The organism is Paenibacillus sp. FSL H7-0690 (assembly GCF_037980415.1).
In the GTDB taxonomy this organism is placed as follows: domain Bacteria; phylum Bacillota; class Bacilli; order Paenibacillales; family Paenibacillaceae; genus Paenibacillus_AQ; species Paenibacillus_AQ odorifer.
The window spans coordinates 2,016,233-2,038,722 of the sequence record NZ_CP150281.1 but is presented as its reverse complement, the minus strand read 5'-3'; the positions used below and the strand labels follow the sequence as shown (position 1 = coordinate 2,038,722).

Here is a 22,490-nt window from a genome sequence, read left to right as displayed (position 1 = left end):
ATACTTTAGTTACAACCCCAAAACATCCCCACAAAGTGAGGCTTTGCTTTCTATGCGTACTCAGGTACTTTGCGGGGGATCCAAATATATACTTTGCAAAAAATTCCCTCAATCAACATTCATATTCCATGGGAGGTGGTCATCCTGTCGCAATCATCCGGTCCCTTTTCCTTCGTAGTCTCAAAAGAAGACTGGTCCCTTCATCGTAAAGGTCATCAGGATCAGGAACGCCATCAGCAAAAGGTCAGAGAAGCCATCAAGGATAATTTGCCTGACCTCGTTACCGAAGAAAATATTATTTTGTCAGGCGGTAAGCAGATTGTGAAGGTTCCGATTCGCAGTCTGGATGAATACCGGATTATTTATAACTTCCGTAAACAGAAGCATGTAGGACAGGGGGACGGGGAAAGTCAGGTTGGCGATGTGCTTGGGCGCGATTCACAATCGGCACAGCCCGGTAAAGGAGAAAAAGCAGGCGATCAGCCGGGCCAAGATACCGTGGAAGCAGAGGTCAATCTGGAAGATCTGGAGGACATTCTGTTTCAGGATATGGAATTGCCTCATCTGAAGCCTAAGAATAAGGAAGAGATCGAGGTCAAATCCATTATTTTTAACGATATTCGTAAAAAAGGGATGATGTCCAACATCGATAAAAAACGTACGCTGCTGGAGAATCTCCGACGCAATGCAAGCAGCGGAAATCCCGGCATTCACAGTATCAGCCCAGATGATCTGCGCTACAAAACATGGGATGATATTAGAACACCTCATTCCAATGCGGTCATTATTGCGATGATGGATACGTCAGGTTCGATGGGTTCATTTGAAAAATACTGCGCCCGCAGCTTCTTCTTCTGGATGACCCGTTTTCTGCGCCGCCAATATGAGAAGGTAGAGATTGTTTTTCTCGCCCACCATACGGAGGCTAAGGAAGTCAGTGAGCATGATTTCTTCACCCGTGGCGAAAGCGGGGGAACGATTTGTTCCTCGGCATATCAGCGAGCGATTGAAATTATCGATAGCCGCTACCCGCCTGCGCAGTACAACATTTATCCATTTCACTTCTCCGATGGTGATAATCTCACCTCCGACAACGAACGTTGCGTGAAGCTGATCGGAGAACTGCTGAAACGAAGCAATATGTTCGGCTACGGTGAGGTGAACCAATACAATCGTAGCAGTACCTTGATGTCAGCTTATCGCCATCTGAAACATGAACAATTCATGCATTACGTCATTAAAGACAAAAAAGAAGTGTATCAGGCGCTGAAGACCTTCTTTAGTCCAAAAGGTACGGTTAATTCTTAATCCCCCACTCCAAAACGCGGATGTCCCAAAAGCCAAAAATGGCTGATGGAACATCCGCGTTTTTGGCGTCTCACCTTCTTGACCAAAACAACAAACTTCGTAAATTGCGTCATCTAAGTTCGCAAGTATCAGGGGATGGGCAAATAGCGTCATCTGGGTCCGTAAGTATCAGGGAATGCGCTGGAAATCCAATTAGGGCAACTGGGGATTCTGGGAGATCGGCGCTTTCGGACACAGATGACCTTATACGTAGCTTTATCGCATATTTGACTTGCTATCGGACCCCATAGCCGCTATAGGCATGAAAAACACCAAAAACGTGCCTCATTCTGAGCAATAGCTGCACTGGAGTCCGATAATACGCTCCAAAGGCGATAAATTTGCAAATAGGGTCATCTGGGTCCGTAAGTATCGGGGATGCGTCAGAATAGTATGTAGGGCAACTGTGGGATTCTGGGGGATCGGCGCTTTCGGACACAGATGACCTTATAAGTAGCTTTAGCGCACATTTGGATTGCTATCGGACCCCATAGCTGCTATTAGCACGAAAAACACCAAAAAAGAGCCTCTTTCTGAGCAATAGCTGCACTGGAGTCCGATAATACGCTCCAAAGGCGATAAATTGCTAAATAGAGTCATCTAGGTCCGTAGGTATCGGGGATGGACGAATAGCGTCATCTGGGTCCATAAGTATCGTGGAATGGGCGAATAGCGTCATCTAGGTCCGCAAGTATCGGGGAATAGACGAATAGTGTCACCTAGGTCCGTAAGTATCAGGGAATGCGCTGGAAATCCAATTAGGGCAACTGAGGGATTACTGGGGGTTCGGCGCTTTCGGACACAGATGACCTTATACGTAGCTTTATCGCATATTTGGCTTCCTAGCGGACCCCATAGCTACTATTAGCACGAAAAATACCAAAAACGAGCCTCATTCTGAGCAATAGCTGCACTGGAGTCCGATAATACGCTCCAAAGGTGATAAATTGCTAAATAGCGTCATCTAGGTCCGCAAGTATCGGGGGATGGGCAAATAGGGTCATCTGGGTCCGTAGGTATCGGGGATGGGCGAATAGCGTCATCTGGGTCCGCAAGTATCGGGGATGGGCAAATTGCTCATCTGAGTCCGTAAGTATCGAGGAATGCGTCAGTATAGTATGTAGGGCAACTGTGTGGGATTACTGTAGCCCTCGGCGCTACGGTATAGATAAAAAAATAAGCCAGTGAAATTAAACTAACTTTCTTTTTTCAGTTACATAATAACTCCTACTATAAACCTAATTTCACAATTTGGATCGGTACCGATAAACTTGTACTCCCCACCCATGTCAGCTTGTTTTCGTAAGCTATGACTGCTGTTTTGTTTTTCCCCTCTTAGACTTCCATCCTAAAAAAACCTCCAATCCCAAACTCTGGAATGTGGAGGTTATTTATAGTTAAACAGCTTTCACGCTACAGCCTAATGAACCTTCTCTCTATCCTTGCCTTTATCAGACTCACCAGCATTTTTGTTCGCTGCTTCCCGGTCCTGCATCATCTCATCCACCGACTTCACCTTCAGGCGAGCAGCGCCCTCGTTGTTAGCGTTCGTTGGGATAAGCTCTCCTGAAGCCAAACGTTCCTTGGCTTTAGCAATAGCTTCGCTGTATTGAGGCAGCCACTGTTCCCCTGCGACGAGCATCTCATCGACCATCTGCCAGATTTCTTTTGGATTGCATACGGCACCAACGAGTGGGTCCATCATAAATGCCTGACGTAACAGCTTATCATCGCCGTGTACAGCTGCTTCAACCGCCAGACGTTGCACTGAAATGCTCACGTTACATACGGCGGCAGGACCCAGCGGCAATTCACCTACCAATGGCATGGAGATCCCGTTCCGGTCTACATATCCCGGTGCTTCGATGATGGCATCATCTGGCAGATTAGAGATTACACCATTGTTCGCTGTATTAAAGTGCCCCCGGTACACTCGTCCCGTTTCCAATCCTTCTATAATATAAGAGCCGTGCTCTTCCCCGCGATTTTCCTTCGTATACTCCAATGCCGGGTCTTTCATCCAGTTTGGAAAATCGGTCTCGAACCAATTCCGACCTTCCGTGCAGACACGCAGATAACCGCCAGTTTCTCCGTTAATCCAGCTCCCCAGATCGATCCAATCCATAATTTCATCACTGCGTTTACGGTACCATGGCACGTACTCACTTAAGTGTCCATTGGATTCTGTACTATAGTAGCCAAAGCGACGAAGCATATCGATGCGCACTTTTTCCGTACGGCTGAATTCCGGATGTTTCTCAAAAGCCTCTAAAAGACCTTCGGTCAGATCCTTCCCCTCATGACTTGCTGAAATATACCAGGTCTGGTGATTGATGCCCGCACAGATAATATCAACTTCGGATTTCTTAAGACCATACACATCTGCAATTTGCTGGTGCCCATGCTGTACACCATGACATAGACCGATGGTCCGAACACCACCATATTTATTGCAGGCCCAGGTCAGCATAGCCATCGGATTCGAATAGTTAAGCAAAAGTACATCCGGTGCTGCCATCTCCCTAATATCACGGCAAATATTCAGCATCTCCGCAATTCCGCGTTGCCCGTACATGATGCCACCCGCACACAGAGTATCTCCCACACACTGATCGACTCCGTATTTTAAGGGAATGTCCACATCCGTAGCAAAGGCTTCAAGCCCACCCATCCGAATAGTACAAAATACGTACTTAGCATCCTTCAGTGCATCTCTGCGATCCGTTGTCGCCTGAATTTGTATATTTAAACCATTCTCCTTAATATCACGCTGGCATAGCTCCGTGACCATCTCCAGATTGTGGCTGTTAATATCCATAAATGAGACTTCGATATTTTTAAATTCCGGTACAGTTAGTAAGTCCCGCAACAATCCACGGGTAAATCCAATGCTGCCTGCCCCTATAAAAGACACTTTAAATGACATGGTTACCATCCTCCGGTAATGAATTGGTTGTTCCTGTCCATTGTAGCAAGGGACCTAAGGAAAGCGTAACCAATATCATGACCTCTTTTGAAAGAAGGTGTCAAAAATCCTAACCTATCTACTGAAAATCATACTCTTCATAACTCCAGGCGTGACGCTCAATGGAATTGCGGAATTCTACAGGCGTGCAATCGGCGTATTTTTTAAAAAGAAGGTGAAAATATTGCCTGCTGCTAATTCCTACGTAATCTGCAATTTCAGCAATCGGGATGTCGCTCTGCCCAAGCAGCATCTTCGCTTTCTCCATTCGCAGCATATTCAAGTAATCGCTGAGCGTCCGACCCGTATGGCTCTTAAAAATTCGATGCAAATATCCGGGATGCAGATTAACTGCGGCAGCGATGTCCTTAACCTGAATGTTCTGGTCATAGTTCTGATGCAGGAATTCAATGCTCCGGCGCACATAAAGCTGCGAGGGCTGTTGGCTGGTATGAAGCTGCTCTTGCCGAAGTCTGGATAACCGCAACAGAAGCTCACAAAATAATAAATCAACCATACTTCCACCCTTTCCGCCGCTCTGATCAAGCTCTAACACAAGTCCCTTTAGAACATGATAGATTTCCTCCGGATCAGGCATTACTAAACTGGAAAAAGGAAGCTGCAGCATTTCTGCGAGCGCCGTTTCTTTACGGGCTAGCTTGCCAACAGAGGGTGCAACCCCTCTATATTCCATGAAGCCAAATTCCACATTTAGCATCCGACAAGGTGCCCCCTCTTCAACAATCAGCCTATGCGGAACATTCGCGTCTAAAATGATCAATTCTCCCCGCTTCAGCCGAACTCTCTCTTCTCCTCCTGAGCTTGGACGGACATCCACGATACAACTTCCTGAGATCAAATACATGATTTCCGTTGAATTATGCTGATGGTAAGACATATTGTAGTTATTCCACTGTTTATAATAGTAAGCAAAAAAATGAGGACTATAATCTCCCTCGATTAAAACCTGCTGAAAAAGACTCCCGCTGGGGCTCAGATTTAAGTTCGTCAATGGATCACTACTTTCTTCATTTATTACTTAATACAAGTGTATCTCTTTAGCCACTTCGAAGACAAGATAACGTCCGATAGCAATCAAATCAACAAAAACGAGCAACTCTCCATTATATTGGAAAATTGCCCGTCTCTATTAGAATAATATTGTCATACTTGAAAAGAAACCAAAGAGTGCTTAAGATCGGCTGCCAAGCCCTCCAGCTTTTCCGATAGGGCAACCAATTCCTCACTAACCGTGAATTGCTGAGATGACATAGAAGCTACCTCCTCCGTCGAAGCAGTGGTTTGCTGGACGATGGAGCTTACGCTGGCCATGGATTCACCGAGTTGACGCTGGAACTCAATCAGTTCGAGGACAGAAGCAGAAGATTCACTAATATGTTTCATGAAATGTTCCATTTCCTCTTTGACACTCGCGAATATCGTTGACGACTCTCTTACAGAAGAGATTTGTTCACGGAACTTAGGAGCGGCTTCATTGATATCCTTAACGGTGTTCTCGATATGTAGACCAATCTCTTCCGTGATCTTGGAGACCGATTGAATCGATTCATTCGACTGGTTAGCGAGCTGCCTGATTTCATCAGCAATCACTATGAACCCTCTACCTGCCGCACCTGCTCTAACTGCTTCTATGGTAGCATTTAGTGCCAAAATATTGGTCTGCTTATTCACAGCAATCATAGGGCTGAGTATACTGCGAATTAAATGAGTGCTTTCTCTGAGCTTAGTAGAATTATCTTGAATTCGATTGATCATCTCTACCGTAGACTCACTTTGCTCTACCAGCAGCTTCATCAGCTCTGTACCTTGATTGCTAACCTCAATGACCCGTTCTGCTGAATGGTCCATCACTGTATTTATTTCCGTCACTTCACTCATTTTGTTGCCGATAATCTCAACATTGTGATAACTGCGTTCGGCTTCAACAGCGAGGCTGGCTGACCCCGCTGCAATCTCACCGGTAGCGGTCGCAACCTCTCTGGCATGGAGGGAGATTGTACTTGATGCTTGTACTAATTGTTCCGAAGTAAGGAGGACCTCATCTGCCGAATTCCCGCTCTGCCTTGCAAGTAAGGAGATCTGCTCCATCATTTTGTTGAAGCTTTGACCCAAGCGGCCAATCTCATCTTTGCCCTTGAAATTGGTTCGTACCTGTAGGTTCCCACGCTCTCCTTCCTCCATCAAGATTGCCAGCTTACCCAGCGGGCGCCCTACCAATCGAACAAGAATATAACCAATTAGTAGTGCTATTAAGGCTGCCGCCAGCACCACAGAAAATGTGATATATAAAAGCTTGTCCGCAGACTTAGTAAAATCACTGACAGGAGCATACCCCATAAGCATCCACTTGGCAGTCGCCAGGGGCTGGTATACAACAAGCTGAGAACTTCCGTTCTCATCCTCCGCTGTAAATGAATGATTTTGCTCTTTCCCTTGTTCTTCTGAAACTTTTATGTAAGAGGGTTGACCCAGCTTGGCATGATCCGCACCATACACAATGCTGCCATCCGCACTCAAGATACGAATTTCACCGGTCATCCCAATCTGAAGGTTAGACAGCATTTCAGTCATGGCCTTCCCTTTCACTTCGATTAGCATGTAATACTCCGCTTCGGGATGTAAAAGATTACGTAGCAATCTCCCCATAGTTAAGGATGGCTCAGTATAAGCATCAAAAAAGCCTTTCTCACGAACGGGAAACCAGACTGGCTCTCCTTTAGCTGCGGCAATTTGCTCTAATCTTGCGGAAATGCCTTCATCACTACGAATCCCACTTATACCAGCAGACTTATAAGATTCTGAGTCTACCAAGCTCTTGGATACCAGCCTGACGCCATACATCCGCTCATCAGACCCTTTTACCAAGTCCAGCTTTCTGCGAATCCGATCTTCAGCCCCCGCTTTGGCCACAGTTGTAAGCTCGCCACTATTTATTTTTTCTAAATCACCCTTTAACACAGAGTCGAGTGCAAACTGCCTTGATAGTGCCTCATACTCTGACAGCACAAAATCCAGCTTGTCCGCTGCCTGAACTACAGATTGTGTGGAGGCTGCAGCAACCTCATTCGTAATGATATTTTTAGCGGCAAAATAGGAAGTCAATCCTAGCACGGAGGATAAGAGAACTATAGAACTAAATAAAATAACGAACAGTTTAACTCCAACAGATTTAAAATATAGAGTCCAGGACTTTTTCATTAAGTTCACTCCCCATGACGAAATAAGGGTACAGCCCTCCATTTCTGTATAAAGGCTGTACCCTGATCATTTATTAGCATGAAGCGAGCGAATGGGTTTACCCCTTACTAGCTCCTGCTGTCAAGCCATCTACTAGCAGACGTTGCAAGAATACAAACAAAATCATAATTGGAATGGAGATCAAAACCGCACCCGCAGAGAACAAGGTAAAGTTAGTGTTTTGATTGGTGTTAACCATATCCCACATCCCCACTGCAACTGTCCAGTTCTCCTTAGTCCGCAGAATGAGTCTCGCAAAAATGAAGTCCACCCATGGTCCAACAAACTGAGTCAGCGCCATATATGTGATCATAGGACGTGACAAAGGTAAGATGATTCGCATAAATATTCCGAAATTGCTCGCCCCGTCAATACGAGCGGCCTCATCCAAGGAACGAGGAATCGTATCGAGGAACCCTTTGGCGATAAAGGTCCCCCCCAGCGGCGCCCCAGCCGCATAAACGATAATTAACGCAATATGTGTATCCAGCAAATTAAACTCTTTAAGCAGCATATAAATAGCGATCATACTCATAAAACCAGGGAACATACCAAGAATCAATACGGTGGATAACGCTGTTTTACGCGCTTTAAACCGGAATCTGGATACGGCATAACTGGTTAACAAAGTAAGAACTACCCCGATAAGCATCGAGAACACAGCTATTTTCAAGGTATTGGCATACCAAGTCCCAAACATATAGCTGGGTGATGTGAACAATTCTCTGTAATGTGATAAAGTGAATTGCTCGGGAATAAACGTTTTGCTGTACAATGATTTACCAGGTCGGAAAGAAGCTAAAAGAATCCAAAGGGCAGGATAGAGTGCAGCTATCGACAAAGCAATCAAGATAATATAACTACCTGCTAAGCGAATAATGTTCGCGACTTTTCTGCTCATTGGATCATATCCTCCTCTTTAAATGACTTTGTCCGGCGGTAATTGTACAGGGAGAATGAAGCGACAATGATAAAGATAATAATCCCTATTGCCGAAGCCATGTTGTTTTTATTCTGATCTAGCGTTAATTTGTATAACCAGGTTACTAGCAAGTCCGTAGAACCGGCATATTGATAGTCACCATTTACCGGACTACCACCAGTTAATAGGAAGATCGCGTTAAAGTTGTTGATGTTACCTGCAAACTGCGTGATCAAGGTTGGTGCTGTAGAGAACAATACCATCGGCAACGTTACGATACGGAACTTCTGATAACCCGAGGCTCCATCCACCTCAGCAGCTTCATACATATCCCGTGGGATAGTAGTCAGAACGCCCATGATAAGCAGCATAGAAACAGGAATACCTACCCACATATTAACGATAATTACGGTAACCTTAGCCCAGAATGGGTCAGTCAGCCACGGTAATCCATCCAATCCAAAATACCCCATGTATTGATTGATAGGCCCGAATTGACCGTTAAATAAGTTGCGCATGAGCAGAAGCGAGATTAACTGTGGCACCGCGTAAGGCACAATCAGAATTACTCTCCACATTCCTTTGAAGCGAATGCCCTTCTGACTCACCAGCAAAGCGACCAACAGTCCTCCGAAGTATGTAGTAATGGTTGAAAGAACTGCCCATATAATTGTCCATGTTAATACACCATAAAAAGTGTGGCTCCATGTTTTAAGGACCAATAAATTACGAAAGGTCTGAAATCCAACCCAGTCCACCAATTTGGCGGGTGGAAGATGATCAGGTGCGGAATAGTTCGTAAAGGCCAACAGGATCATGAAGATAATTGGCATAATCGTAAAGAATAGAACACCAATGCCCGGCAAGACTAGAAACGCTTGAGCAAACTTGTAATCCAGGATATAACGAACACTTTGTTTAAAAGTGTTTGCCTGAAGACCGTTATCACGTTTTTCTCCAATCTTGTAAGCATCTCTGATATTCAAATACCAGGCGATAATCAATAGAATAAGAATAAGGATGGTGATCAAGCTTTGGATCATGATATAAATCGAGTGATCACCGGTAACCATCTTGGCGATCCCCTTCACTTTAACCAGACGACTCGGATTCTCTCCTAGTGTTACGATGCCCCATAAAGAGTTGGCAAGGTTCTCAATAAAATAAAAAACGGCTACAGCTTCTACGGCTAAATATAATATTCCTTTAACGAATTGGCGGTTATATATTTGTCCCAATCCCATAAAAATCGTCGACAGTATTGCGGCCCTCGTGCGATGTCGTTGCATTTCGCTTCCGTTCTCCTCTCCGAGTGAAAATAAGAAGCTGCCAGCCGCTAAACATGCGGCGGGCAGCTTGATTCACTGTATGCTGTTAAGACAGTGAATTATGATCCTTATTGGGATGCACTGTTATTCAAATCTTTGATTTGTTGTACAGCTTTGTCCATTGCTGCTTTTGGATCCCCATTTTTATCCCAAATTTCTGGAAGGGCAGCATTCACTGGGCTCCATACGTTACCCATTTCAGGAATAGAAGGCATCGGTTGGGAGTTCTTAGCTTGTTCTGCAAAAACAGAGACATATGGATCGCTAGAGATCTGTGGATCAAGAAGCGCCTCGTTGTTTGTAGGAACCGAACCAATCGTTTTGTTCAGTAACAGCTGAGCGTCTTTGCTTGAAGCAAAATTCGCATACAATTTAGCAGCATTCGGATATTGAGTAAACGAGTTAACTGCGAAAATTTTAATACCAGAGAATGTAATTGCTGTTTTGCCATTCACTGTAGGGATTGGAGCAATACCAAGGTTGTCACCAAGAGCTTCTTTGTATCCTCCAAGCTCCCATGGACCTGTGATATCCATAGCTACATCACCAGAGTTGAACAAGCTGCGTTTGATATCACTGTTGATATCACCACTCTTAATTGGCAATGCTTCCTTCAGTTTCACAAATTCTTTAAGTCCTGCAATTGCGCCATCGTTAGCAAGACCGATATCATCTTTATCCGTACCATCCTTACCGAAGAGGTATCCGCCATCGGAAGCGATAAACATGTAGTTGAAGTACAAGTTTCCTACTTCCCACATAATCCCATATCTATTTTTCGATTTATCCGTGAATGTTTTGCTGAATGCAAGAACATCATCAAATGATTTAGGTGCTTCTTTAACAAGCGATTTATTGTAGAACAATGCATAAGTTTCTGCTGCTCTTGGGTAACCATACAATTCGCCTTCGTACGAAGATCCGATAATCGAAGCTTCAGTATTGTTAGCTTTTGTTTCTTCACCGAAGACATCGTTAGGAAGAACCAAGCTCGCGCTTGCCGCTTTACCTAAGTTATCGTGAGGGATAAGAATAACGTCTGCCGCTAATCCTGAAGGACCATCTTGAGTAAGTTTAGTTACTTGATCTGGTGGTGCCAATTCTTCAACCTTGACTGGAACGTTATATTTTGCTGTGAACTGTTTAGCAATCTCATCTGCAAAAGGTCTTTCTTCTTTACTTTCCCATACCACTAGAGTTGCGCCATCTTCAGGTACAATTTCATCTGTTGCTGCTGCATCTGTGCTCTCTGGCGCTGCAGTCTCTGTAGTAGCATTATTAGTAGCTTTTGCTGCGTTGTTGCCCCCGTTATTCGTACTGTTGTTGTTGGAACCGCATGCTGTAACGGACAGAGCCATTGAGAAAGCTGCGGTGATAACCATCATTTTTTTCAATTTCATTACTTTAACCCCTCCCAATTTTTAAAAACGTAAGATGGAAAATAGTAGTGCTGCAATCTGCGCAAACGATTTCAGAAAGGCTAAAAAAAAAAGTTCTTCTTTTAGCTTGCTCCTTCTGTATCTGCATTTCACAGGTAAGAAAGCGCTTCATTCATGAGTACATCATACAACAGTAACGATTGTTTTTAAAAACGTTTGCATATACTGTATTGGGTCATTTTCCATTATTTGATATACATTATAGGCATATATCTCCATTTTTCACATGATATCTTTTAATTAGTCGATAATTCATGTGTTTATTATTGGAATATCTATTTTATTTGCCCCTAATATGCCACATTTTCTCTATTTCAAGAGATTTCTCATAAATTGCCCTACACAATGCTCGTTTACTTTAGTGAAATTTAGTGCAATGGTTTGAACAAGAGTATTGAAAGCCCTTTTATTCCATGCTATAATCCAAAACGTTAAGAGGCTGTCCAGCATGAAGCACAACATCCCTTGTCTGCCTCCTGTTCTATATAATTAAAAGGCAATGTTACTTATCAAAGGTACAACCTCGGGCAAGCTACTTCGCGGTGGTTGTGCCTCTTTGTTATGTGCTACTCTGCTACTGATTTAGTGCATGTTGCATAAAAAACTGTGCAACCAATAACAATAGCGACATTCTACATTCCACGCGCTCTGTGGAGTATCGTCCGGGAATAGTTTATGCTTTCGAGAAAGTAGCGCTAACAAAACTTAGCCTATGCTTTCGATGCGGTTTTGCCGAAGTATCCGAGGAAGTAGCGCTAACAAAACTTAGCCTATGCTTTCGATGTGGTTTTGCCGAAGTATCCGAGGAAGTAACGCTAACAAAACTTTAGGAGGATTTATCATGTTACTGGAAGCAGTGTATCATCGTCCGCGGTTAAATTGGTCTTATGCCTATAATGAAAGTACGATTCACCTGCGTCTACGCGCTAAAAAAGGGGATTTAACCGAAGTATTCGCCTTTGCTGGAGATAAATATGCTTGGGATACCACAAAAGAGCTAATTCCCATGACCCTCTTCACCTCCGATGCTATGTTTGACTATTGGGAATGTGCTTCAGTACCTCTCTACCGCCGCTTGAAATACGGTTTCTTACTTCAAAAAGATAACGAACGAATTTGGATGACCGAAAGTGACTTTCAAACGGTGCGGCCGGAAAACCCAAACAAGCTGTTCGAATTCCCTTTCATTAACCGCGTTGACGTATTCGCTCCGCCTGCCTGGGTAAAGGACGCTGTTTTTTATCAGATCTTCCCAGAACGCTTTGCAAATGGTGACCCGAGCCTTGATCCGGAAAATGTTCAGCCATGGGGCTCCGAACCAACACCAACCAATTTTTTTGGCGGCGACCTGCAAGGGGTTATTGATCATTTAGATCATCTTAACGAGCTTGGGATCACTGCTATTTATTTCACACCTATCTTTGATGCAACTACTAATCACAAATACGATACAGAAGACTATATGAAAGTCGATCCGCATTTTGGAGATATTGAGACTTTAAAAAAGCTCGTCGATAGCTGCCATAAACGTGGGATTCGTGTCCTGCTAGATGCCGTATTCAATCATTCTGGCAAAACCTTTGCTCCTTTTGTAGATGTTCAAGAAAAAGGAGAGGCTTCCGCCTTTAAAGATTGGTTCCATATTCGCAAGTTTCCGCTTCAGATTGAAAACGGTGTCCCTACTTATGACACCTTTGCTTTTGAACCGCTAATGCCAAAGCTAAACACAGAACACCCTGAAGTTAAACAATACTTACTGAAAGTCGCAGAATACTGGATCAAAGAAGTCGGGATCGATGGCTGGCGTCTGGACGTTGCCAATGAAGTGGATCATGATTTCTGGCGGGAATTCCGCAAGGTGGTTAAACGTGCTAATCCTGAGGCTTACATATTGGGGGAAATCTGGCATGAATCTGCACCTTGGCTGGAAGGCGATAAATTTGATGCCGTTATGAACTATCCTTTCACTGACGCCGTCCTTGACTTCTTTGTGAATGGCACTCTTGATGCTGAAGGATTCGCCAATTCCATTGGTAAACAGTTATCACGCTACCCGCTGCAGGCTAGTGAAGTTGCTTTTAATCTGCTGGACAGCCACGATACTCCACGACTGCTTACGCTGGCTGCTGGAGACAAAAACAAGATGCGATTAGCGGCACTGTTCCAATTCACCTTTATGGGCACTCCCTGCATCTATTACGGTGACGAGATCGGCATGGACGGTGAAGGTGACCCTGGTTGCCGCAAATGCATGGAGTGGAACCCTGAAAAGCAGGATCGAGAGCTCTTCGAGTTCTATCGTCAGCTTATTAAAATACGCAACGACCACCCTGCTCTCCGCACAGGTACATTTACCTTCCTGGAGGCAGGACAACAAGGCAGCAAACTAGCCTATGAGCGCCGGCTGGATCTGCAGACGATTGTGGTACTAATCAACAGTGAAGAGACCGCTCAGACCTTCCGTATTGACGTAGACGAGCGGGATTGGGAGAACTTGTTTACAGGCGAAACAATGCGCACAGAACGCAGCAAGCTGATCGTGAAAATGCCAGCCTATGGATTCGCTATCCTAAAGGCAATCATCTAAAAGATTTCTTTTCTTCCCACTGCCCAGCCATACAGCATAACAAAACAGGGTATCTCGCAAGCGATAATCGCTTCGGGATACCCTGTTTTCTTTTGGAGCATACTAAAATGCTAACCGCTGCTCAAACTAAGGGGTGCCAGAATTCAGCACACCTTAGTTTAGCCTACTTGCTCAGCAGCGTATAAATAACCTGTGCGCTTTCTGCGCGGGTCATCCATGCTTTTGGAGCGAATCGATTGTTCTCTCGGCCTTGCAGGAGTCCTAAGTCTGCTGCAGTCTTCACATAGGCTTCCGCCCACTTGCTAATACTTGAAGCGTCAGTAAATGCCGTAGAGGCTGCTAAAGGTTCAAGCTTCTTACCAGACTTCATTTCAAGTGCGCGGATCGCCATAACAGCCATTTCCTCACGGGTAATTGATGCATTTGGCGCAAAAATATTATTACTCCGTCCACTAACAATACCCAGCTTAGTAGCTGTGGCTACATATGAGGCATACCATGCATCTGACCTGATGTCAGTAAACAGGACCTGCCCTTCCGCTTTTAAGCCAAGTGCACGTACTAGTAGTGCTGTAAATTCCGCACGGCTAACATTACTTTTCGGATCAAACTCAGAGGTAGTGACCCCTGACACAATTTGTTTGGCGGCAAGTGATTGAATCGCCTTAAATGCCCAATAGGTTGCAGGAACATCTTTGAACGACTTATCGATTTCAAGCACAGCATACTTACTGAAATGTGTGACTTGTGCCGTGATCACCTCTCCATTCAGCTGTCCTCCCACGTACTCTAACCCGCCATTATCACTTAAATAATAGATTCCGATTAAGTCCTTGTTGAATTGCCCTTTAATCTTGAATGAGATCGTAATCGGCTCATCGAACTGCTTAATTACAATCCGAGTACCGTCTTTCATCAGCACGCTAAGTCTGAATTCAAATACATCGGAAAGAGAGCTAACATGAGCACTGTCTTTGTTTAAACCGTCTACTATGGCTTTCGCAGCAGACTGCGCCAGTGGGTTCAGTTCAAGCAAGATTTGGGCACCTACCCCATCAATACCTGAAGCTAAACTTGGCATTGTACTTAAAAGCTGGCTAGGGATAGTAACTAACAGATCTCCCATTTTAAACACAAGATCATTAGTTCCTAGTATTTGTGCAGCTTGTAAAGGTAAGCGTACCGCTGTCTTACCGGCAACAACATCAATTTGCACCTTGCCGTCTTTACCATTCTTCAAGCTATCCTCATTCACAACCTGAGTATCCGCTGGCGGTGTAGGGCTAGGGTTAACAACAACTCCAGAGGTTGGTGCCGCGGTGGCTTCTGGCGTTGGTGTCACCTCAGGCGACGGTGTTACTTCTGGTGTCGGCGTTGGCGTTGGCGTTGGTGTCGGCGTCGGCGTTGGTGTCGGCGTCGGCGTTGGTGTCGGCGTCGGCGTCGGCGTCGATGTTGGTGTTGGTGTCACCTCAGGCGACGGTGTTACTTCTGGTGTCGGCGTTGGCGTTGGTGTCGGTGTCGGCGTCGGCGTTGGCGTTGGTGTCGGTGTCGGCGTCGGCGTTGGTGTTGGTGTCGGCGTTGGTGTTGGCGTCGATGTTGGTGTCGGCGTTGGTGTCGGCGTTGGCGTCGATGTTGGTGTCGGCGTTGGTGTCGGCGTCGGCGTTGGTGTCGGCGTTGGTGTCGGTACAACATCCGATACCTCCGCCAAAATAACCGTGCCTCCATCATCTCTGCCTGGCAGATCAATATTTACCTTTTGATCTTCGGAAACCATGTATGTTTTACCGCTGTATTCATCGGTTACCGATGAATTGGCAGCAAACGGTACTGGAATCGTTACAGAATTCCCACTAGTTTTAGTATTGATTACCGTCACTACGTTCTCATCTTCATAAGATTTGTTGAAAGCTAAATAACCTGAATCATCTGAACCTGCGAGCTTCGTGCGCGCACCTTTGGAATACACTTTGGAGTACTTCGCACGGATATTCAACAGCTTTTGATAATGGTCATGTAGTGGCTTCTCTGCCGTCAATTGATCCCAAGGCATATCCTTACGGTTCTCACTGAATTGACCTTCAGACATATTTCCAGCATTGCTTCCGGAATTCCCCAGTTCTTCTCCGTAGTATATTACCGGCTGTCCTTTGGCGGTAATTTGCAGAGCTGCAGCAATCTTCAGCTTGCCTTTATCGCCTCCCACATAATCAGACAAGAAACCATTCTCATCGTGACTGCTCAGGAATTGAGCCATCATCTTCGTATTGTCGATCTTTAATTCACGTTCCTGCAGATAAGCATCCACACTGTTTACCTTACCATTTGCAAAATCTCTGGCTGCATCTTTAAATCCAAAATCAAGCAGACCATCCATCTGGCTAGTTTCGAGCATTCCACCATTGTTATCAATGGTTCCACCGAAGTATTCGCCGGTCATTTTGAAGTTTGGATCAATCGCTGTCAGTGCATTTTTAAAGGCTTTCCAAGTCGTATCGTCCACGTGCTTGACTGTATCCACACGGAAATAATCAATCGTGTCTCCACGTTCCGTACGTGCGTTGTCTAACCAGCCTGTTTGCCAAGCGATAATTTTTTCACGAACGGCTGGATCTTCCGTCTTGAAATCTGGCAGGAAAGCAAGCTCACCCTTAATTGGATCTGTATCTGCGGATACACCATCCGTGCGCAGCATCCCTTCGAAACGTGCTTTATCCTCAGCTGTAATTGTCGGATAGGTATCCTCAGCTTTCAGACCGTAACCCGTATGATTGAGTACAACGTCAACCATGATCTTGATCCCTTTGTCATGCGCCTTTTCGATTAGCTCCTTGAAGGTTGCCATATCGCCAAGATGCTCGTCGAGCTTGGTAAAATCTTTTGCCCAATACCCATGGTATCCATATTGTTCGCTGCCAAAGTCAACGCCTTTGTTAAAATCAATATTATCTACGATTGGCGTGATCCATAACGTGTTAATTCCTAGCTCTTGCAAATAATCGAGATTGTCGATCATCCCCCGGAAATCTCCACCATGATAAGCTTCCAGATGATCTTTATTTACATTCTCATTATTCGTTGGGTCACCGTCTTTAAACCGGTCTGTAAGCGCGAAATAAATCCGGGCCTCATCCCAATCAAAATCCAGCTTATCCCCTGTATAGGTTCTTGCTTTTACCTCAAGTGTAGCCTTTTCCTTATGTGCATTGCCGTATTGGTCTACGAGCGTAATCGGAATATCCTTGATGCCCGCTGACACCGTGTCTTTCACAGCAACCGTTTGTTTCAAGAGTTCCGTATCCAGCTTAACTTTGCTAGGTCCTCCAAGATTGGTTAAATCCATATATGCTTCAGAGTAAGTTACTTCTTCCGAAGAGGAAGCGTTGATGCTTACAACAGCATTCTGATTGGATGTGACTGCCTCTGGACTTACGGATGCCGTAATCGTAACGACAGGTTGATGATAATCAATAACAGATTCATCATTCACCGTATTCTTTGGATCTGTAATTTCGGTAGTGACGCCGTCTTTAGTAATCAAGAAAGTATATTTATACATACCTTCTTTTAAATCAGCCAGTGTATAAGTGAACCACTCGTTAGCCGGATCATAGATCATTGGATACGAAGTGCCGTTCACTTTTACTTTAGCAGCTGTTATTGCGTCCATATTTCCATTACGGAACAAAGCGTCGTCGCGGTATCTGAAAGTAATCGTTCCATCTTTTAAAATAGGGCCGCTAATACTTGGTTTGATATCAAGCTCTTTAACCATACTGGTTACATACACCTTAGTGAACGGTTCACCAGGGGTCAACGGTATGACACGATCGTCCGGATAGTCTTGTTTTCCCGTGTTCCAATCCGTACCTTTGCGCAGGACAAATCCAACGCTTGTTGCATTCTCCGCAACCTCAATCAGAACGCTCGCTGTGCCATTCTTAAAGGTTGTGAAATCAATCTGGTCATTTTTAGCTCCAGTGTTCCAAACCCAGATATTCCAATCCTTATAGTCCTTATCGCTACGGGTATAAGTGAATTGAACATATCGTTTGTCAGTAACTTTAACGGTGACGGTTGTGGAAACACCCTCATAAGAGATAGTAAGGGTTGCCGTTCCTAGCCCAACCGCTTTGACTAGACCTTTATCAGTTACTGTAGCCACTTCAGGTTTATTGGAAAGGTAAGTAGCCTTCTTAGTAACATTACTTCTGCTATTGTCATCATATTTCGCAAAAACAGCGGTTTGATGTGTATTGCCTGCTGCCAGCGTGTAGCTTGCACTATCTGTTTCCAAAGAGGTAAGCGTAGCTGGTGAAGCTTCCTTTTGAATAATCACAGCCGTCAAAGGCTCTAATGTAATTGAATTTGCTGTCAAAATAAAACCTGTCTGCTGCGCAGCCGGTATCGCTGTAACACCAGCTTCATCGTTGTCCACAAGCACTTGACCACCCGTCAAATCCTCAGATAAGGTCAGCTTTCTAGTTGTGCTGTCACCATTCATGAAGACATAATAGATGCCAGTACCATCTGTTGCTTTGTTGGAATAACCGATGACAAGATCGTTATCCTTCATTTCTGGAGCAGGGATCAGGTTAATGTTAGAGTCAACCAAATCCTTATCGCCCAATCGGAAGGCATCCGTTGATTTTCTCAGCTCCATCAGACCCGACGTATATTTTCTTGTCGTGTTCTGTACCGGGAACTTAGATTCATCCGTTGCTTTGGTCCAATCAAACATGTTAACTGCATCCGATGAATCGTAAGAATCATGAATGAAATAGCCAAACGATTGGTTGTTATTGTCGAACATCTCTGTGAATTTATCCTCAGGATCCGTTGTGCCCTTCCACTGCTTAGTCCGCCCATATTCCTGACCGGCATGGATAAAGGCTGTACCTTGAGAAGTTAATACGAGCATATTTCCTAATCTGATCCGCTGCTGAATTTCAAGCTCATTCTCAGCAATATCCGGATCCTTCTTGATCGATTGTGCTATGACATCATGAAGTGTCAGATTATCATGAGCTTCGATGTATGGGACGATATCACCCGGATCATCTGCTGGTGTATTCGAAGGTTGAGCTTTAATATTGTCCAGGATTGTAGCGATCGGACGTGCTCCACCGGTAATAAATCTAGGCTGACCTTCAGAACCATAACCAGACTTCAATTCATTACGGAATTCATCGGAGAAAACACCGACACTATCCGTTTTGTCCATCCAATCCTGATCTGCACCTTGCCCAGCGAGAGAAGGATCAGCCGCAGCGCCGCCGAATGTTCTCCAGCCTTCACCAATAAAGAGTGCCTTCGGATTCACTGCTGCCGCGGCATCATAAGCATGCTGAACAGCATCAGCTGTCGCATCGCCCATCATATCCCAGCGCATTCCATCAATTTTATACTCTTCAAACCAGTATTTTACCGAATCAACCATCAGCTTCTCAGCCATTTTATGGTTGGTGGCTAAATTGTTGCCGAACCCCCCGATAAAGTTGCCGTTTGCATCTTGGAAGGCATAATAATTAGGTACGATGTCGTTTAAAAATTCTTTTTTAGCCATGTGAGTATACACTACGTCCAGAACGACACCCATTCCAGCTTCATGCACGGCATCAATCAAACCTTTTAATTCTTTAATCCGCTCTTCTGGATCGGCAGGATTCTGTGAATAAGCCCCGTCCGGAGAGAAATAGCTGTGAGGATCATACCCCCAGTTGTATTCATTGTTTTTTGCGGAATACTCTGGCTCTCTAGTCCCCATCTTCGTCTCATCCCCGTAATACCAAGCCATCACAGGAAGCAACTGAACATGCGTTACACCAAGAGATTTAATATAATCAAGTTTCTTTTCAAAAGCGCTATAAGAACCCCATCTTTCCCCACTCAGACTATCCTCGATCGATACATCTGATGTAAAATCTCTCACGTGGACTTCGTAGATGATGGCGTCCTCACGTTTTTCGTAGCCTTTTATATCAGCATACCCAAAGGTATCAGGGTTCGTCTGGCTTAAATCAACGATAGCCGCTTTGCCCACTGTATCCCCGCCGGCACCAGCAGCACCTGTGGTATCAACAGTGAATACCGCCATTGATTTAGCATAAGGATCAAGGACCTTATGGGTTACACCGTCATTCGTTACTTCGTATTGATAAAAGAAGCCCCTTACATCTGTTGCCGCTGTGCCTGTCAAATCAGCTGGCTTCAGCTGGACTGACCAAACCCCTTGCTCGCCGAGTGTTAAAGCAACACTACCCACTTGCACGTTAGAGTCATTCTTATCGTAAAGATTTACAACGACTCCGCTTGCTTTAGGTGCCCATAATTTCAATGTGGCTGTTTTGTCAGCATTATACGTAGCTCCAAGATCGTCTCCTGTATAATTGTACATTTCATCAAGCATTCTCCAGCCACTTGCGGCGGAGACTGTTTTACCTGAATAAGTAACGCTAAGCGGAACTTTTTCCAAATCAAAAGCTTCTGTATCCACTTCGATTGAAGTTTTGCTTGTAAGGGTTACCGCAGTAATCGGGACTGCAGCACCCTCTTTATCCTTAACTGTAATTGCTGTCTTTAAGGCAGCTGGATCCAAACCGTCAGTCAGTGTGAAGCCGAGAAGGATTTTGCTCGTCGACAACACCTCTGCGGATACTAAGCCAATTGGTGTCTCTCCAAACGGAGAAACATAAACATTGTTGTCTCCTTCTTTAACCCATAGCTGATTGTATCGATCCAGCAGGCTAAAGGTTTTATTGTCACCGTCCTTATCACCGTTCGAAGGTTTCATCACAATAAAGCCGATTTTCTTCGCGTTCTCAATAAGTGGAACATCAACATATGCACCATAACGATCTGTTTGATCTGCCACAAAAGGAGTAGCTCCAGACGGCCAATTTTCGGATTGGGCTACGACGTCATCCCACAGCCACAGTCCGTATTGATCATGATTTGTATCAGCTCTCATATAGTGAATTCGCACTGTATTAGGAGCAAGTGCAACTGGTTCATACGGTGTTACATCATTTGAGCCTTGCTTGATCCAAATTTCATTCGTCTCAGGCGTGTTAATGGCAAAGAGTTTATCGCCTTCATCCTTAGCCTGAGTGACTCGGTTTACCACAAGGAACGAAATTTTCTTGGCTCCATCCTTCACTGGCACGTCAACATAAGCACCATAAGAATCAATTTGCCCTTCAGGAAATGGAGTTGCCCCTGTTGGCCAATTTGCGGAAGGGGATTGAACATCATCCCATGTCCATAATCCCTGATTTTCATAGTCACCAGCTGTCCGAGTGTAGTGAATACGGATGTGTCCAGCCGGAACAGGGGTAACCTCAACAGGTTCAGAAGGAATTTTATATTCAGCTGTCACACTGCCATCCAGTGGATTAAATTTAAAGGTAACCGGCAGATCGGAAGGAAGACTCAGATTATTAGCAGTTTCGGGATACAATTGATCCCCGGCTTCACCGTCTCCTGGAACAGAAACTTGGTAGGTGTAATCTCCCTTAGGAAGGGTAGCCACCGTACTGTAAACATCATCAAAATCAGGATCAGATAATGTGGTAAGTGCTTCTGCCGGCAGGTTTCCTGTCAATCTTGGTAGTTTAGCGGAAGCAATCGGTGTGTAATACGTGGAATCGGCTATTTTATGAGTTAAGTCATTATAATAAAAGGTCACGGCAGTCTCTGTTTCTAGCTTGATATGAATATTCTCCTCATCATTGCTCCCCTGAGGATTGGTGTAACTTGTGAATCCATAGTTCTCATCCCATAAATCATTTAGAGTAACCTTGTAGTTATATTCTCCTGCCGGCAATGTGCCTGTAAAAGAATATAGGCCATTATCTGAATAGGTCATTTGGGTAACTACCGATGTCTCATCCCAATCCTTACCCGGCGTTTCCGCATCTGTCGATGTAAATTTAGACTGCAGATCCCCGACCAACACAACCTTCGTCGTTGCTGCTGTAACATTAACAGGATGTAGTCCAAGACCAGAGAACACGAGAGCAATGATCATAAAGATCGCAAATGCCCTCTTCCCCCATAATCTTATTTTCATTTTTGCAAAACCTCCCATAATTATGAATTCCCTTTTTGCAAGCGGATACATGATTTCACAAACCCCACCAATTTATGAGATTATAAATCATGCGAATTCCTTCTGAAGGTGAAGAAGGTCTATATGTAGGGCTCGTCAAGCCAATTCAACGCTGTCACCATCCTTCTATCAAAGTAAAAGCTTGATACATCATGTCGAAATTAGTGCAATCGTTTGCAAAAAGCTATGCGCAAACACTAGTCCATAAAACCCGATCGTTAGTGCAACTGATTACAACCTAAAAATACCCAATGAAAACGCTTGCTGTATTTTGATTTACATACTAATGCCGAATTTACGGTATTGTCAACCAGTATTTTCTAAAATAAAAGCTCAATTTAAAGCCGCAATAAAAACGAAACTTGTTCTTCCCTTCCTTTCAGCTAAGTTCTTGCATCCTTTAAGCCATACGTTTGCATTCAGCGAATGCTCTTTTCACAAAATTCAGACCGCATTTATACATATTAAGATCAAAATTCCCGAATCATTCATACTTTTTTGGTGAAAAGCAACAATATTGCATTGAAATTTCTTGTG

Annotated in this window: 9 protein-coding genes; 2 read left to right on the top strand and 7 right to left on the bottom strand. The window is 44.5% G+C overall.

All coding sequences use genetic code 11. The features are described 5' to 3' along the window. Positions 1–144: 144 nt before the first annotated feature. Positions 145–1,308, top strand: a complete 1,164-nt coding sequence (gene yhbH / locus MHI32_RS08795) for a sporulation protein YhbH (RefSeq protein ID WP_036684553.1) — start codon at positions 145–147, stop codon at positions 1,306–1,308. A 1,459-nt stretch (positions 1,309–2,767) separates the two neighbouring features. Here the strand turns inward: yhbH and MHI32_RS08790 are convergent. From MHI32_RS08790 to MHI32_RS08765, 6 genes are all read right to left on the bottom strand, one after another. Next, positions 2,768–4,273 carry an alpha-glucosidase/alpha-galactosidase gene (locus MHI32_RS08790; RefSeq protein ID WP_340012173.1) on the bottom strand — a complete coding sequence of 502 codons (1,506 nt, stop codon included), beginning with the start codon at positions 4,271–4,273 and terminating at the stop codon, positions 2,768–2,770. 118 nt (positions 4,274–4,391) lie between these two features. Next, entirely contained in the window at positions 4,392–5,309 is a 918-nt protein-coding gene (locus MHI32_RS08785) for an AraC family transcriptional regulator (RefSeq protein WP_076184739.1), read from the bottom strand. A gap of 167 nt (positions 5,310–5,476) precedes the next feature. Further along, positions 5,477–7,531: a methyl-accepting chemotaxis protein gene (locus tag MHI32_RS08780; RefSeq protein WP_340012172.1), complete on the bottom strand. Its 2,055-nt coding sequence runs from the start codon at positions 7,529–7,531 to the stop codon at positions 5,477–5,479. 97 nt (positions 7,532–7,628) lie between these two features. Continuing rightward, on the bottom strand, positions 7,629–8,471 hold the full coding sequence (locus MHI32_RS08775; RefSeq protein ID WP_036684372.1) for a sugar ABC transporter permease: 843 nt from the start codon (positions 8,469–8,471) through the stop codon (positions 7,629–7,631). Further along, on the bottom strand, positions 8,468–9,781 hold the full coding sequence (locus tag MHI32_RS08770; RefSeq protein WP_036684375.1) for a sugar ABC transporter permease: 1,314 nt from the start codon (positions 9,779–9,781) through the stop codon (positions 8,468–8,470). The genes MHI32_RS08775 and MHI32_RS08770 overlap by 4 nt, the downstream gene beginning before the upstream one ends. Before the next feature lie 107 nt (positions 9,782–9,888). Beyond that, positions 9,889–11,220, bottom strand: coding sequence for a maltose ABC transporter substrate-binding protein (locus MHI32_RS08765; protein ID WP_076126469.1), 1,332 nt, complete (start codon positions 11,218–11,220; stop codon positions 9,889–9,891). 880 nt (positions 11,221–12,100) lie between these two features. On the opposite strand from MHI32_RS08765, the gene MHI32_RS08760 reads away from it, so the two are divergent. Continuing rightward, on the top strand, positions 12,101–13,846 hold the full coding sequence (locus tag MHI32_RS08760; RefSeq protein WP_340012170.1) for an alpha-glycosidase: 1,746 nt from the start codon (positions 12,101–12,103) through the stop codon (positions 13,844–13,846). Positions 13,847–14,009: 163 nt separating this feature from the next. Here MHI32_RS08760 and MHI32_RS08755 read toward each other — a convergent pair whose 3' ends face one another. Continuing rightward, complete coding sequence (locus tag MHI32_RS08755; RefSeq protein WP_340012169.1) at positions 14,010–21,914, bottom strand: pullulanase; 7,905 nt, start codon at positions 21,912–21,914, stop codon at positions 14,010–14,012. Positions 21,915–22,490: the final 576 nt, after the last annotated feature.